Source organism: Brumicola blandensis (assembly GCF_031846165.1).
GTDB classification, from domain to species: domain Bacteria; phylum Pseudomonadota; class Gammaproteobacteria; order Enterobacterales; family Alteromonadaceae; genus Glaciecola; species Glaciecola blandensis.
This window is the reverse complement of record NZ_JAVRIE010000002.1, coordinates 505,269-520,491: the sequence shown is the minus strand read 5'-3', so window position 1 is coordinate 520,491 and position 15,223 is coordinate 505,269. Positions and strand designations below refer to the sequence as shown.

Below are 15,223 nucleotides of genomic sequence, written 5' to 3'. Positions count from 1 at the left end.
TTATTGTCTAACATGAGCACTTGCATGCAACAAGCACTTCCTTACATTGGTCGATTCGCTCCCTCCCCCAGCGGTCCGCTGCATCTGGGATCTTTGAGCTGTGCTTTAGTCAGCTATTTGCATGCGAAACAGGCTGGCGGTAAATGGCTTGTGCGAATGGAGGACGTAGATACAACTCGTGTCATGCCTAATGCAGACTCCACCATTCTACATCAACTTGAAGCCCATGGCTTACATTGGGATAACTCAGTGGTATATCAAACACAGCGGCAAGAAGCATATCAAGCGGCACTCTCAAGCCTGCAAGCTAAACAATTAGTCTACGCCTGTGATTGCACGCGCCAAACAATAAAAACCAAGGGTCGCTACTACACGTCTTATTGTCAGCATAGAAACCTAAGCGATACTGGCAATGCGCTGCGCCTTATCATTAAAAACAATCAAGCAAGCTTTGATGACTTGTTGTTAGGCCGAGTGACAGTTGAACCCGAGTTTTGTAATGAAGACCTGGTGTTAAAAAGAAAAGATGGTCTATTTGCTTATAATTTAGCAGTTGTCGTAGACGACATTTATCAAGGTGTGACTCACGTTGTGCGCGGTGCCGACTTGATAGATACCACGCCCCAACAAAACTATCTTTACGGACTGCTGCAATCTGCGCCCCCGCAATATTTACACTTTCCAGTATTAAGTAGAGCGCCAGGCAAAAAGCTCAGTAAACAAAACCATGCGAAGGCTGTGAGTACAGAAAACACTTATCAAACACTTTCGGTAGCGCTTACTTATATTGGGCTAGCGAGAGAAAAACAGTTAGCGACGCAAGACCCAAGTGAATTGTTGCAGTGGGCAATTATTCATTGGTCGCCGAAATTACTGTCAAAACAAAGAGAAATTCTGATTTCTGACGTAAATGAAGTATAATCGCGAAAAATCAATAAAGACGCTCAACACAAAGTTGAAGCATCGATAATAGGCAAAGGTGGCATGTCAAGCACCCCAATAGCACCAACACAAACTAACTCTCCGGCGATCGACCCGGTGGTTATCCCGAAAGGGCAACATCCAGTGACATTTTCTGACATTAGCGAAAACGCACTGTCAGTGTTACGTCGCTTGAATAGCAAAGGCTACGACGCTTATTTAGTCGGCGGCTGCATTCGCGACAAACTCATGGGTAAAACGCCGAAAGACTTCGACATTGCTACAAACGCAACCCCTGAACAAATTAAAGCCTGCTTTCGTAATTGTCGACTTATCGGCAGACGCTTTCGCTTAGCCCATATCGTGTTCGGTAAAGATATTATAGAAGTCGCCACTTTTCGTGGGCATCATGGTGACGTGTCAGAGAACGATGAAGAGAATAAAGTACAGGTAAAGAGCCGTCGCGGAAAAGACGTGGAAGACGTTTTGGCAAAGCAAGATCAACAAGGCCAACTGCTTCGTGACAATGTATTTGGCACCATTGATGAAGATGCTGAACGCAGAGACTTTACCTTTAATGCGATGTACTTTAGCGCAAAAGATCAGAGCATTATCGACTTTGCCCATGGTATCGAGTCTATTCAGAACAAAAAAATAGAACTCATTGGCGATCCTGCTACGCGTTTTCGTGAAGACCCGGTTCGTATGATCAGAGCTATCCGGTTTTCAGCGAAATTAGGTATGAGTATTTCTGATGAACTTGGTGCTCAGTTCAAAGAACTTGGCCATTTATTGGCTAATATACCGCCAGCGCGCTTATTTGAAGAAGTGCTTAAACTATTCATTTCAGGAAGTGGTGTAAAAACCTTTCAACTACTGCACAAATACGGTTTATTTACTCATTTATTTCCTCAGTTCGCTCCCATGTTGGTTGATGACACCTGTCGAGAGATGCAACTCGTTATGCGTGTACTGAAGAACACTGACGAACGCATCAACAACGAACAACGTGTCACGCCGGCATTTTTGTATGCCGCATTTTTGTGGTACCCCGTTGAAGAGCGCGCACAAATTGTTATGAATGAGGCAGGTATAAGCTATCATGACGCTTTCAATATTGCGGTGGGTGAAGTGCTTCATCGCCAAATTCAGCGCATCATGATCCCTAAACGCTTCAGTATCGCTATTCGCGAAATCTGGCAGTTGCAAACACGACTACCGAAACGTTTTGGGCGACGCGCTTTCCAGACATTGAGTCATCCTCGCTTTCGTGCCGCTTATGATTTCTTACTTATACGAGGTGAAATTGAAGGTGGCGACTTAATGGAGCTAGGTGAATGGTGGACAGAATTTCAAGAGCTTGAACCTGAAGGCAGAAAAGTCATGTTGAATAAATTGCGCAAAGAATCTGGGCCAAGTAAGAAGCGCCGTTTCCCTCGCAAGAAGAAGAGCGATTAGGCATGCTCTCAGATATTGCATATATTGGGTTAGGCAGCAATCTAGGCGACCCAGTCGAACAGTTAAAACGCGCATTAGTCAGTATTGAATCGCATGCACACATGGTCTTAAATGCCAGTTCACATTTTTATGCTAGCTCACCAATGGGACCGCAGGATCAACCTGACTATGTCAACGCCGTTTGTAGAGTTAAAACATCGCTTCAACCACAAGAATTATTGGCATCTCTGCAAGAAATTGAGAATCGGCAAGGTCGTTTGCGTGAAGGGGATCGTTGGGGTCCGCGCACATTAGATCTCGATATATTGTTGTACAATGACCTAGCACTCGAGACTAAACAACTGACTGTGCCGCATTACGGTATGAAAGATAGAGAGTTTGTCCTTGTACCATTGTTTGAGATTGCGCCCGATTTGATCATGCAAGATGGAAAATCACTTGCCTCATGGGTTGGCAAGTGTTCTTTAGATGGTCTATATAGAATTGAAGAAAAATCTGAGAAAAACCGAGAGTAAACTGGATGAAAAGAGTCACCACTTCTACCTTGCTAACAATGAAGCAAAAGAATGAAAAAATTGCTGCACTTACGGCTTATGATGCCAGTTTCGCGAAGATGTTTGATGAACAGTTTGTTGATGTTCTCTTGATTGGCGATTCATTGGGTATGGTCCTTAAAGGAGACGACGATACCTTGTCAGTCAGCATAGATGATATTGCTTATCATACAAGGTGCGTGCGCAAAGGCACAATAAGGTCATTTGTCGTTGCCGATATGCCGTTCATGAGTTATTCGACGGTTGAGAATACCTATGACAATGCAGCCAAGTTAATGGCTGCGGGTGCAAGCATGGTTAAAATGGAAGGTGGTATGTGGTTGTTACCCGCTATCCAAGGCTTAGTCGAACGTGGCATTCCTGTTTGTGGTCACCTTGGTTTAACACCTCAGTCTGTGCATGTTTTTGGTGGATTTAAGGTACAAGGGCGTGAGAATGAACAAGCGCAGAAAATACTTAACGACGCTATGGAATTAGAAAAAGCAGGCATCCAACTCTTAGTGCTAGAGTGTGTACCCACTTCTGTTGCTAAGCTTATTACAGAAGCACTCAGCATTCCAGTGATCGGTATCGGTGCCGGTTCTGGCACTGATGGGCAAATTCTAGTGATGCACGATATGTTTGGTATCAGCGCGAACTACATGCCGAAATTCAGTAAAAATTATTTAGAAGATACTGCGGACATGCGAAGCGCTGTCAGCGCCTATATTGAAGATGTGAAAGCAGGCCGCTTTCCGGGTCCTGAGCATTCCTTCGAGTAATTAACATGCAAATAGTCAGTGATATAAAACAACTTCGTGAGCTTCGTAGAGAATGGCAATCAGGAAAAGAGCTGATTGCCTTTGTCCCTACCATGGGTAACCTCCACGATGGTCACCTAAAGCTAGTCAAAGAAGCCAAAAAACACGCTTCAAAAGTCGTCGTTTCGATCTTCGTCAACCCTTTACAGTTTGGCCCAGATGAAGACTTAGACGCTTATCCACGCACAATGGAGCAGGATAAAGCCTCTTTACAAGCCTTAGGTGTTGATATCTTATTTATGCCGAAAGTAGACGATATATACAGTCGAGGTTTAGAGCAGCAAACCTTTGTCGAAGTGCCTGGTTTGTCCTATATGATTTGTGGTGCAAGTCGTCCTGGCCATTTCAGGGGGGTCGCCACTATCGTGTGTAAACTATTTAACATGGTTCAACCGAACATGGCCTTTTTTGGGCAGAAAGATTTTCAGCAATTGCAGGTCATCAAAGCGATGGTCACTGACCTATCGATGAACTTAACCATCCATGGTGTGCCCACCGAACGAGAGCCTGATGGTCTAGCAATGAGCTCACGTAACAACTACTTGAATACTGAGCAGCGCGAAATAGCGCCTGGCTTATATCAGCTGATTTCAAGCATGGCGCAACAAATAAAAGAGGGACGACGTGACTTTTCTGTCATGATATCTGAAAACAAACTCAAGCTGGCAACACTTGGGTTTAAACCCGATTATATTGATGTGCGTTCAGCATCGAGCCTATTACAGCCTAGCCATGAAGACACTGAATTAGTCATTCTAGGAGCGGGCTTTTTGGGTAAAACCCGCATTATCGACAATATCCAGGTAAGTATCTAAAACGACGCTGGCTAAGCGCGACGAGCTTAGCCTTGTTGTTTTAATAGCTTCGCAGCTTCTTTTGCAAAGTAGGTCAAAATACCATCTGCGCCAGCTCGTTTAAATGCGAGCAAGGACTCCATAATAACGTCGTCCTTTTTTAACCAGCCATTTGCAAAAGCGGCTTGGTGCATAGCGTATTCACCGCTAACTTGATATGCAAATGTTGGTACACCAAACTCTTCCTTGCAGCGCAAAACGATATCTAAATACGGCATACCCGGTTTAACCATCACCATATCAGCACCTTCATTGATATCTAATTCAATTTCTCTTAAGGCTTCATCAGAATTTGCAGGGTCCATTTGGTAATTCTTTTTGTTTCCACCTTTGATATTACCAGCACTGCCAACAGCGTCTCTAAACGGCCCATAATAGCTAGATGCATATTTTGCCGAGTAAGCCATGATTGCGGTATTTTTAAAGCCTTGTAGCTCCAATGCCTCGCGAATTGCCCATATACGACCATCCATCATATCTGAAGGTGCGACAATATCAGCACCCGCCTCTGCATGTGATAAAGCTTGCTTTACCAATACATCAGTCGTTTCGTCATTCATCACATAAGCGTTCTCGTCTAGCAAGCCATCTTGTCCGTGAATCGTGAAGGGGTCGAGAGCAACATCAGTAATCAGGGTAATATCGTCAAATTCTGCTTTTAAGGCTTTGACAGCGCGTTGCGCTAGGCCAAAGGGATTAAAAGCTTCGCTCGCACATTCTGTTTTTTTCTCTGCGGGTGTCACAGGGAAGAGGGCGAATACATGCAAGCCCAGCTTGACTAGTTCTGCCACTTCTTGCACTAGCTTATCAATACTATAGCGATAAACGTCTGGCATGGACTCCACAGGCTCAACCTGGCCTTCCCCCTCAAGCACAAACATTGGATAGATCAAATCATCAACTGATAAGCGGCTTTCGCTTACCAGCTTCCGAATAGATGAGGTATAACGTAATCGACGTGGGCGAGAAAGTGGAAATTGTGACATGAAGTTCCCTATTGGTTAGGATTAATAATCTTGGGCGACAATTTGATTACGCCCTGATTCTTTAGCTTGATACAAGAGCTTATCGGCAAAGGCATGCAAGAGCTCATATTCTTCATCTGATGCAATGACTCTACAAGTTACGCCAGCGCTTACTGTCAGCTTTATTTGCTTCTGCTCACATTGTAACGGTGAGTTTTCGGTTGTCGAGCGAATATTTTCGGCTAAAACGCTAGCACCTTTAATATCAGTATTCGGTAAAATCAGCACAAATTCTTCACCACCGTAACGGCAGATTAAATCACTAGGACGCTTCACACAGCGCTTCAAGATCTCAGCAAAATGCACCAAGGCCTCGTCACCACATTGGTGACCAAAGGTGTCATTGACCAATTTGAAATGATCAAGGTCGAGCATGACAATCGCCAGTGGTGTTTTTTCTCGGCGACTTCGTCGCGCCTCTGCCGCGATTCGTTTGTCATACATACGACGATTCGCGACGTTGGTTAGCGAGTCGATAGAGTTCTTGCGCTCAAGTTCATGGTTTGCCTCATTAAGCTCGCGAATAGCAATTTCTAACTCATAGGTTCTTTCATCAATCGCATATTCCAGCTTCTCTTTACTTTCTAACTGCAAACGGAGTAAGCCCTTTTTGGCCTCTATCGCTTTTTGTTTTTGCTGTTGAGCAACTCGATGTGCAGCCCTAGCTTCTTTTCTCTGTTGACTAAATAGCATTGCCAAACCCAAAGCCATAAACAAGGTTTCAATAACCGCGCTCGACATCAGCAAATAGCTAGGATCCAAGTTGAGGCTTATCCAATTGAGTGAGTCTGCTATACCAAGCAATGCACTAAATATGAGAGAGCACCAAGCCGCACTCAAATACAATGCAACGGGGTTGCCTTTAATAGCCACATAGATATTAGAAAAAAGAACTAAACACATCGCCATCAAAATTAAGAGTGTGATGGTTTCAGCTATCAAGGAATATGGCAGTAAAAAGGTGAATACCAGATAGATAACGATTACGATGCGCACGGCATTGAAAAAGCGATGAATATTGGGATGTTCGTGCTTCAAGCGCAAGACTTTGGCTGTAAAAGACGTGCTAAAGAAAATCATGGTCGCAGAGAAGAATAAAATTGCTTGCTGTTGCCATCCTTCAGCATTTGGCCAAATAAAGCGATAACTCAATCCTTGGCTGGTAGCTAGCATCAAGGAAAGACTCACAATATAACCAGTGTATAACAAGGTAATAGGATTACGAGACGTGATGAACAAAAATAAGTTAATCAGTGTTATCGCAACCATGAAACCATAAAACACACCGATAAATACCCGATGTGAGCCAATATATTGTATATATTCTTCATTGCTCCATAGTTTAATCGGTACCTTCAATGAACCTTGGGTTTGGACTCGTATGAATAAGCGCAGTGGCGTCTTCGATTTTGGTATTGGAAAAACGAGCTGATCGTGTAGCACTTCACGTTCTGCAAATGAGAGCTTATCTCCGGAACGATATACAGCGGCAGCACACTCTTCTTTGGTGCAAGTGTCGGGCAAGAAATACAAATCGACATAATCTAGGTTGGCAAATGAAATCTCTATTAAGTGCTGGTCGTTAGCCGTTTCTGGCAAGGCGACTTTAAACCAATGCGGTTTGCTCGAAAGAGAGAAGTTTGAGGAATCGATGTTTGTCCAAGACTGACTTGGTAAATCGATAATCGAAGCAATATTATCATTGTCATTCGTGACCACATGCACTTGGCTCTGCGAATTCAAAAGCGCTTGTTCGCCCTGTCCAGAAGTCGACAGCACAAACCAAAAAATACCCACACCCAAAAGGGCTATCAAGCCAGCAACCCAGGCACCACCATATTTAGACGTTTGACGATCGTCATTATCATGATCAACTGTCGCCTTTTCTAGCTGTTCATCTTCGTCTTGGTTGCCTGGCTGTTGATCGATCATCAGAAATTGCCCGCCTTAATACAGTTTCGACCACTCTCTTTTGCTTGATAGAGCAGTTTGTCTGCATAAGCCAATATTTTATTACTATCGTCTTGTGAACCAATGACTTTCGAACACAAGCCAATACTTACAGTGAAATTAACAGTATGTCCTTGGCTACTGACTTTTAGGTTTTCGACCGCTACACGACATTGCTCTAAAAAGTCTTTAGCGCCGTCTAAGTTAGTATTGGGCAATAACACTACAAATTCTTCGCCGCCAATACGAGCGACAAGATCACCCGGGCGTTTCAATTGTTCTTGCAGGACTTGCGCAAAAGCGACTAAACAATCGTCTCCAACTTGGTGCCCATATGTATCATTGACCTGTTTAAAGTGGTCTATATCTAGCACAGCCAAAGATATCACTTGTCGCTCTCTTCTACTCCGTGCTGTTTCAGATTTCAGTGTTTGCTCAAAGAAGTAACGATTAGTTAGGCCCGTCAAGGCGTCTGTCTCACTCAAGCCTTTAAGTTCAGTATTGATTGTCGATAACTGCTCTAAGGCATCTTCAAACTCTTGTGTTCGAGCTTGTACCTCTTTTTCAAGTTCTTCTTTTGCTCTCTGTTCCAAACGATACGCTTCGTCTTGTACCTCCATTGTGCGCTTTTCATTTTCTGCAGCTTCCATGTGCGCCCTTCTTGCGTCCACACGCTGTGCGCTATAATTCATCGCTAAGGCCAATGCTAGCAATAAGGTTTCAGTGGTTGCCCCAATCATAAGTAAGTAGCTTGAATCGATAGGCAATACCACCCAGTGAAAATTATCCGCGCTAGCAAGGATGCCTGAAAGTAGTAATACTCCCCATGCCGCGCTGAAATAGCGCGCAATAACACTTCCACGAAACGCTAAACTCATACTCACTAACAAAATAATCGGGATCGCAAATAAGAAAAGTAAGAGTAATAACTTAATCATAAAGCTATAGGGTACAACAAACGAAGCTATCGTAGCTCCTATGTAAAATACAGTAAGAAATTGAAAAATCCGCGCGTATGTCCCGCCGTTTTCTTTCAAATTGAGAATTTTAGAGGAAAACACCAGTATAAAACTCATCGTCATATAAGCGAATATGATCGTAGATCGTTCTTGTAACCAAGGGCTATTTGGCCAGAGAAAGCGGAAGCCTAAACCGTGAACGGATGCTATTAACAAAGCGAAAGCAAATACATAGCCAGCATAAGCAAGGTACACCTGATTGCGAGTAGTCACAAAAACAAACAGATTGATCAGGCCCATTGCAAACATATATCCAAAAAATAGGCCCATGAACAGTCGGTGCGAAGAGGTATACGCCACATATTCTTGTGCAGTCCAAATTTTTAATGGTGACTTTACAGGTCCATTGGAACGTACTCTTAACATCAGTTGCAAATTCTCGTCCAGCTTTGGAATCGGCACCAAGAATCTGTCATGAATAACGGGGCGTTGTAAAAATGGAAGCGTATCACCAAGATTGTATTTCTCAATCAAAGTAAGGTGATCGTCTTCAATAGCGTTCACCCAAATGATAATAGAATCAAGCATGGCATAGTCTATTTCCAAATAGCTGCCATGCGATGCACGCGGTAAATCTACCTTCATCCATTGATGTGCATTGGTTAAACCAAAGTTCAGCTCGGTAATATCAGTCCATTCGTCGGCATCTAGACTAGCGATATCATGAAGTTGTAAGGTACGGCTCTGATCCTCGAAGTGATAAATAGTGCTATCGATTGAGTGACTATCAATATCTTTTCCAAGGCTGACAACCATATATAGCATCAAACCCGTGAACACCACGATCAGCGCCGCAAGCCATATTACGTTTGATGACTGAGCTGAATTTGTTATCGCCTTTCCACTGTTTGTCATAATCGATTAGCACTTTATTCGAAAAGCGCTTAAGGCGTTTTGATAGCTCTGTCTTGCAATAGTTTCAAGCGATTTCTGGGTCAACTCTGCCACTTTTTCACCAACATGAGGAAGGCAACATGGCTCATTATTTTTCATTCTTGGACGGACATTTTTTGGAAATAAATACGGTGCATCAGTCTCCAATAATAAGCGCTGTAGCGGAATTGCTTTAACAGCGTCCTGCAAGTCTGCGCCACGTTTATCATCGCAAACCCAGCCTGTTATGCCGATATAACAACCCAACTCAAGATAGGCGTCGAGTTGTGCTCGCGTACCTGTAAAGCAGTGCACAATAGCACTGGGTATATCAGGCAAGTAACGTTTCAACAAGGCGATTTGAGGTTCAAACGCATCACGTTCATGCAAATAAACAGTTTGATGGTTTTCAGCAGCAATTTTCAATTGCGCTTCAAAAACGGCTAATTGGTTTTCTGGGGTCGAAAAGTTACGATTAAAATCCAATCCGCACTCGCCAATCGCCACCATAGATTTATCGGCGCAGAATTGTTTGAGTTTGAGTAAATCTTGCTCGCTGGCATGGTCGGCTTGGTGGGGATGAACGCCTGCCGTGTAATACACTGAACAAGGGCTAACCGTATTTTCAACAAAGCTTTGTGCTTTGCTAGACTCTTTAAGATCACTACTGATAACGCAGACTTTATTCACTGCTTTGTCTGCAGCGCGTTGCAGCACTTCGATTGGTTCAAATCGTTTGTCTAGTAAATTGACACCGATATCGAACCATTCCATTACTTTATTCTCTTAACTCTAACCCGACCTCTGAAGTTTTCTTTAGCCAGGTAGTAGGCACTAAAAGAACCCTCAGTAACAACCGCAGTATCCCCAGCTTTAATTCTGAGTTTGGTTGATTTTTTATTTTCCCAAACCTGCCCATTAGTAAAATAAAAGATCTGCCGTTTTCGTGCGTTAAGCTCAACTTTCTCAACTATTAGACGTATTTCATCGACTTTGTCTTCATTTTGTTCTTTTAAATGCCTTGCTCCAAACTCATCCACTGCCGACTTTTCGAGGGGTGAGGGCACATGTTCGCCATTGTTTTTGTCGGCTTTTGCGAAGGCCTTATCAAAACAAGATAGTCGTTTTTTATCGTCCGATATTTTGGTGCATTGAGAAGCTGCCATGGCATTGACATAAGCAGCCTGACTGTCATCAGCGTAAGCGAAGGTTGTGAAACCAGAAGTGAGACTAAGTATGGCTAAAAGGAGGTAGGGGTTTTTCATGATTGTTTGTCTTCCATTTCGTCTTCTGCATCCGGTGCTTTGTGGCGAGTATACCAACTTCCGACAACCACGCCTACTTCAAACAAAAACCACATCGGAATGGCTAAGAGTACTTGTGAAATGACATCTGGAGGCGTTAGTAACATGCCAACAACAAATGCTGCCACAATCACATGGGCTCTTTTCTTTCTGAGATTGTCAGGTGTCGTCATACCGGTCCAACACATCAATATGATGGCGACAGGGATTTCAAAAGCCACACCAAAGGCGAAGAAAATCTTTAATACAAAACTTAAATATTCAGATATGTCTGGAGAAATAAGCACATCTTCTGGTGCTACTGCATTAAAAAATGCGAACGCGAGCGGAAAGACGACAAAATAGGCAAAGGCCATTCCACTGTAGAATAGTAAGGTGCTTGAAAACAACAAAGGCGCAACCAGCTTTTTCTCATTGCGATATAGGCCCGGCGCAACAAAACCCCATATTTGATAAAGGATGTAGGGGATGGCGATAAAGAACGACAACACCATAGTTAACTTGAAAGGGGCAAAAAACGGTGAAGCAACACTCGTCGCAATCATTGATGCACCATCAGGAATCGTAGCGACTAAGGGTGCAGCTAGAATTGTATAGAGGTCTTGCGCCCAATAGGCCAAGCCCATGAATATCACTAGTACCGACATTAAGGCTTTTAAAACTCGGCTTCTCAACTCAATGAGATGCGAAATGAGACTACTCGGCTGGGTCATCTGTTTTCTTTTTCTTGTAAGGTTCTTGCACCGATAAGGCTGCTTGCTTTAACTCTTCAACGCTTTGTTTCACTTCAGGGCTGACATTATCAATGCCCATCTTTTCAGCTTTTTTCAAATTCTCATGTAGTTCATGAACACGCAACTGCTCCTCGACTTCCGTTTTGAAACCAGAAGCCATGCTTTTCATGCTGCGTATTGTTTTCACCGTAGAGCGTATCGCGCCAGGTAAGCGCTCTGGCCCTAATATCACCAAGGCTACCACGCCGATAATGCACAATTCCCAAAAGCTGATGTCGAACATGGCCTACTCTTTTGTTGTGCTTTTTGTTTCTGAAGGCTCTACGCGCTTATCTGAATCAGATTTATCTTCTACGGTTTCAAAGTCAGCATCACCCTCTTTTTTGTCTTTTTCAGCGGCCTCATCATCGCTCAATGCTTTTTTAAAGCCCTTCAACGCAGATCCTAAATCGCCGCCAACATTACGTAGTTTCTTTGTTCCGAACAATAGGATAACTATCAATAGTACGATGAGTACATTCCAGATATTAAAACCCATTTGTAAATCTCCATTGTTAAATATTTGTTTTTTTTGCTACCGTAAAGGAGCTTTAAAAAAGCCAGTTGTATCAATAACAAAACAAGTTTGATTATTGCATTATACGTTGGTTTTGATAAAGATCACTGGCTTTCACGAACTAGTTTTTATACCTAGGCAAAACTTAGGATAATAGAAGCGCTCTTGTTCAATACAGAAGTGATTCAAAAAAGGACTGAAAGCACTTGTAAACGTATGTACAAAGGAATGTACCTAAGTTGTGATCGGCAAGTTTGTTTCGATGTAAAATGACAGCTTGGCTGGACTAAAACGGGCAGTTTAGGAAATCTCTATGGCAGACGCAAGTTGCTCTACAAATAAGAGCCCTACATGACTTACATTCGCGTCACTATCTTCTTGCTTTCGATAATCCTCTCGCTTCACCTTGTCGCGCAAGAGAAGGCCAACCCATCAGACTCGAACCCCAACTACTGTGGAGGACAGATTTGGTTTGATGATTGGTATTGTCATTTTAACTACGGTATCGAAAGTTCCGTAGTGGAAGTGAATTCGTGGTTCGTACATGAAAACACTACCACGCAAGCTCCCACAAGAGCATCTGGTAAGCTACGATTTGGTATTGAGCCCAGAAGTGGTGACTTATCGCAGCTTGATTTCCGCTTTAAAATTCGTGTCAAACTGCCAGCCCTTGAAGACAGAGTTGAACTCTTACTCTCTGATGATGAAGATGATGTTAACCAACAAGCAGTAAAAGCGGCCAGAAGTGAACAACTAGGAAGCAATGACAGAGCCACCTTAGCCTTACAATTTAAAGATAAACCTGATTCAAAAGTGAGTTACCGGCTTGGTCTCGGTCGCGGTTCTCAGGTATATACTAGAGCACGGTATAAAGATGAATTTTCGGTAAATATAAATAGTAAGTTCTCCTATTTCGCAGAAGTTAACTACTATTCAGATGACCAATTTGGTGTTGAATTTGAAGGTGCATTGAGTCGAAATATCGATAACAAACACGCAATCGAATTTGAAAACACTTTCCGCTACCGCGACAAATCTGAAGATTTATTTTGGCGTCATCAATTCAAGTATCTGTATCTTAGGGACGGTAAAACAAGCTACCTTTTCACCGCCATGATCGACGGTCTGAATAAACCAAGCTATCGCAAAGAGCAAATGCTAGTCAGCTTAAGATACAAAAGGAATGTACTAAGACCTTGGCTATTTGTTGAACTTGAACCCTTTATCTTGTGGCTTAGAGAGGAAGACTTTCGAACCTCCTATGGCATTGCACTGCGAGCCGAAGTTCACTTTCCAGATTATTAAAGGTAGTTCAGGCGCAGAGCACCTTTTCTATAAACGAGGGTCGCTTGCTTTTGCTTCTTCTCGAGTCGCATGCTCTGCATGGAATGCGACCAAAGCGGGTAATTTAGAGAAGTCGTAACGAGCACGAAACTCAACCCAATCTAATAAACAGAATAAACTCAGAGAGGCATAGTTCCACTCATCAAACTTGCCCTGCTCTGCCGCTTTGTTCAATTCCCCAAATATCACGTCGAAGCGTTCGCGCTGAAGTCTGAAATAGAGCTTATCAGCACTCGTGTCGATGTCTGAACGCGAGAGTAAAAATATCTGAACCAAAGAGTCATTTGCTGAATCAATAAGGGTAAGTAAGTTTTCTTGCTCCCATGATAAAGAAGGTAGGCTTGCTTTTTGGCTTAGATAGCGAAAGATAACCCCTGAATCGAGGACGATCGTGTCACCATCCTCCAGCATTGGGATTTTTAAGCTTGGATTTTTTTCAACTAATTTGGCACGATCTGCACTATTGAAGATATCGACTTTTTCAAAATCATATTGGAAATCCTTCATCCACATAAGCAAACGACGTACGTAAGGAGATGTCGTTGAACCGATAAGTTTCATAATCGTACCTAAAATTGTGTAATTAAATACTAAAGCTTGCGCCGCATCCACAGGTAGTGGTCGCGTTCGGGTTATTCACGAAAAAACGGGAACCTTCTAAGCCTTCGGTGTAATCAACTATGCCGCCCACTAAATACTGCAGACTCATTGGGTCGATCACTAAGGTGACGCTTTCTTTTTCAATCGTCATATCGCCGTCATTTACCTTTTCATCGAAGGTAAAACCATACTGAAAGCCAGAACAACCGCCCCCCGTTACATATACGCGCAGTTTCAATTCAGGGTTTTCCTCTTCCTGTATCAAGGTGAGCACTTTTTTTGCTGCTGCTTCTGAAAACTCAATCGGCAATGCCGTTTCAACTGACATAATATTCCTCTAAATCTTTTGCGGCTATCGCTTGTTTGCGACGCCACTTTTCTAGCGCAAATTATCTAATACCTGAGTAATTTAATCAAGTATTCAATTGGGCGATTCGTCTATTCTTCAACGCTTAGCGCATCTGCCCAGACTACCTCAGTAGAATACGAGCCTCGACGCTTTTTGTATTTATAGACATCGGTTTTAATTTCAAGGCTTTCCGCCTGAAAACCATCGGGTAGGGTCACTCTCGCCTCAAGTACCTGAAAGTAACGAAACGAATAGTTGAGTTTGCTCTCTTTATCGTCCAATAATGTGACTAAATCATATGTCTGGGGTAGGCCGTTTAAACTGCCTCGCAGTTGAATTTTTAAGGTGCCTTTAATGACTGACTTAATATTTTCACGCTGTAGCATCATGATATTGATTGCATAGTTTCTATCACTAAGTGTGGGTAACACCTCGACACTCTCTACAACAAAACCATCTTGCGTTAACTCTGGCGCCATGACTTTTTGATAAAAACTGATCTGTTCTTTCAGTTCTTTCTCGCGCAACAAGCTCTCTTTTCTATTCAACTGAGCCTGCTCATTTGCAATACTTGCTACTTCTAACTCTACTTTTTTCACATTAAGCTGCGAACTTAAATCTTGATTTTCTAAGCGCAAATTATCCAAGCTACTTTCTAGCACCTTGATTTCTTCCGTCAGCAAGTTATTGCGCTTATCAGCGTATTCATAGCCAGCATACAATGCCAGCGCGATCACGATCAGAATTGAGCCATAAAACCGGATAAAACCAAGCTCTTGCTTTAGATCTTTAAAATTCAAATTTTTCTCCAAAACAAAAGGTCATTTAGATAATTATCAAGGTCTTAACTTAAGGGAAGATAGCAAGACACGGCGTTAACCG

Annotated in this window: 17 protein-coding genes; 6 read left to right on the top strand and 11 right to left on the bottom strand. The window is 42.9% G+C overall.

Features of this window, described 5'->3' with window-relative positions:
- Positions 1 to 24 precede the first annotated feature (24 nt).
- From gluQRS to panC, 5 genes are all read left to right on the top strand, one after another.
- Entirely contained in the window at positions 25 to 921 is an 897-nt protein-coding gene (gluQRS, locus tag RM544_RS07530) for a tRNA glutamyl-Q(34) synthetase GluQRS (protein ID WP_311361149.1), read from the top strand.
- 63 nt (positions 922 to 984) lie between these two features.
- A complete protein-coding gene (pcnB, locus tag RM544_RS07525) occupies positions 985 to 2,379 on the top strand; it encodes a polynucleotide adenylyltransferase PcnB (RefSeq protein WP_409220076.1) in 1,395 nt (464 codons plus the stop codon).
- 2 nt (positions 2,380 to 2,381) lie between these two features.
- A complete protein-coding gene (gene folK / locus RM544_RS07520) occupies positions 2,382 to 2,894 on the top strand; it encodes a 2-amino-4-hydroxy-6-hydroxymethyldihydropteridine diphosphokinase (protein ID WP_311361148.1) in 513 nt (170 codons plus the stop codon).
- Between the two features lie 5 nt (positions 2,895 to 2,899).
- Positions 2,900 to 3,694: a 3-methyl-2-oxobutanoate hydroxymethyltransferase gene (panB, locus tag RM544_RS07515; RefSeq protein WP_311361147.1), complete on the top strand. Its 795-nt coding sequence runs from the start codon at positions 2,900 to 2,902 to the stop codon at positions 3,692 to 3,694.
- A 5-nt stretch (positions 3,695 to 3,699) separates the two neighbouring features.
- Entirely contained in the window at positions 3,700 to 4,548 is an 849-nt protein-coding gene (gene panC / locus RM544_RS07510; RefSeq protein ID WP_311361146.1) for a pantoate--beta-alanine ligase, read from the top strand.
- Positions 4,549 to 4,574: 26 nt separating this feature from the next.
- Here the strand turns inward: panC and hemB are convergent, their stop codons facing one another.
- The 8 genes from hemB to tatA are packed head-to-tail and all read right to left on the bottom strand — an operon-like array spanning position 4,575 to position 12,030.
- Entirely contained in the window at positions 4,575 to 5,573 is a 999-nt protein-coding gene (gene hemB / locus RM544_RS07505) for a porphobilinogen synthase (protein WP_311361145.1), read from the bottom strand.
- Between the two features lie 21 nt (positions 5,574 to 5,594).
- Entirely contained in the window at positions 5,595 to 7,544 is a 1,950-nt protein-coding gene (locus tag RM544_RS07500; protein WP_311361144.1) for a sensor domain-containing diguanylate cyclase, read from the bottom strand.
- Complete coding sequence (locus tag RM544_RS07495) at positions 7,544 to 9,436, bottom strand: sensor domain-containing diguanylate cyclase (RefSeq protein ID WP_311361143.1); 1,893 nt, start codon at positions 9,434 to 9,436, stop codon at positions 7,544 to 7,546. Before RM544_RS07495 ends, RM544_RS07500 begins: the two co-directional genes overlap by 1 nt.
- A gap of 6 nt (positions 9,437 to 9,442) precedes the next feature.
- On the bottom strand, positions 9,443 to 10,228 hold the full coding sequence (locus tag RM544_RS07490; RefSeq protein ID WP_311361142.1) for a TatD family hydrolase: 786 nt from the start codon (positions 10,226 to 10,228) through the stop codon (positions 9,443 to 9,445).
- Complete coding sequence (locus RM544_RS07485) at positions 10,228 to 10,719, bottom strand: hypothetical protein (RefSeq protein WP_311361141.1); 492 nt, start codon at positions 10,717 to 10,719, stop codon at positions 10,228 to 10,230. The genes RM544_RS07490 and RM544_RS07485 overlap by 1 nt, the downstream gene beginning before the upstream one ends.
- Positions 10,716 to 11,471, bottom strand: coding sequence for a twin-arginine translocase subunit TatC (tatC, locus tag RM544_RS07480; RefSeq protein ID WP_311361140.1), 756 nt, complete (start codon positions 11,469 to 11,471; stop codon positions 10,716 to 10,718). The genes RM544_RS07485 and tatC overlap by 4 nt, the downstream gene beginning before the upstream one ends.
- Complete coding sequence (gene tatB / locus RM544_RS07475) at positions 11,455 to 11,775, bottom strand: Sec-independent protein translocase protein TatB (protein WP_311361139.1); 321 nt, start codon at positions 11,773 to 11,775, stop codon at positions 11,455 to 11,457. The genes tatC and tatB overlap by 17 nt, the downstream gene beginning before the upstream one ends.
- A 3-nt stretch (positions 11,776 to 11,778) precedes the next feature.
- The gene (tatA, locus tag RM544_RS07470; protein ID WP_311361138.1) at positions 11,779 to 12,030 is read right to left on the bottom strand and encodes a twin-arginine translocase TatA/TatE family subunit; all 252 of its coding nucleotides are present in this window, start codon (positions 12,028 to 12,030) and stop codon (positions 11,779 to 11,781) included.
- 369 nt (positions 12,031 to 12,399) lie between these two features.
- Between tatA and RM544_RS07465 the strand changes: the two genes are divergently transcribed.
- The gene (locus tag RM544_RS07465) at positions 12,400 to 13,353 is read left to right on the top strand and encodes a hypothetical protein (protein WP_311361137.1); all 954 of its coding nucleotides are present in this window, start codon (positions 12,400 to 12,402) and stop codon (positions 13,351 to 13,353) included.
- Between the two features lie 27 nt (positions 13,354 to 13,380).
- Here the strand turns inward: RM544_RS07465 and RM544_RS07460 are convergent, their stop codons facing one another.
- The 3 genes from RM544_RS07460 to RM544_RS07450 form a co-directional block, all read right to left on the bottom strand.
- Entirely contained in the window at positions 13,381 to 13,953 is a 573-nt protein-coding gene (locus tag RM544_RS07460; RefSeq protein ID WP_311361136.1) for a glutathione S-transferase family protein, read from the bottom strand.
- A 22-nt stretch (positions 13,954 to 13,975) separates the two neighbouring features.
- Positions 13,976 to 14,320 (bottom strand): iron-sulfur cluster insertion protein ErpA, encoded by a 345-nt coding sequence (gene erpA / locus RM544_RS07455; RefSeq protein WP_311361135.1) that lies wholly within the window; start codon positions 14,318 to 14,320, stop codon positions 13,976 to 13,978.
- 110 nt (positions 14,321 to 14,430) lie between these two features.
- Positions 14,431 to 15,141 (bottom strand): DUF6776 family protein, encoded by a 711-nt coding sequence (locus RM544_RS07450; protein WP_311361134.1) that lies wholly within the window; start codon positions 15,139 to 15,141, stop codon positions 14,431 to 14,433.
- Between the last annotated feature and the right edge of the window lie 82 nt (positions 15,142 to 15,223).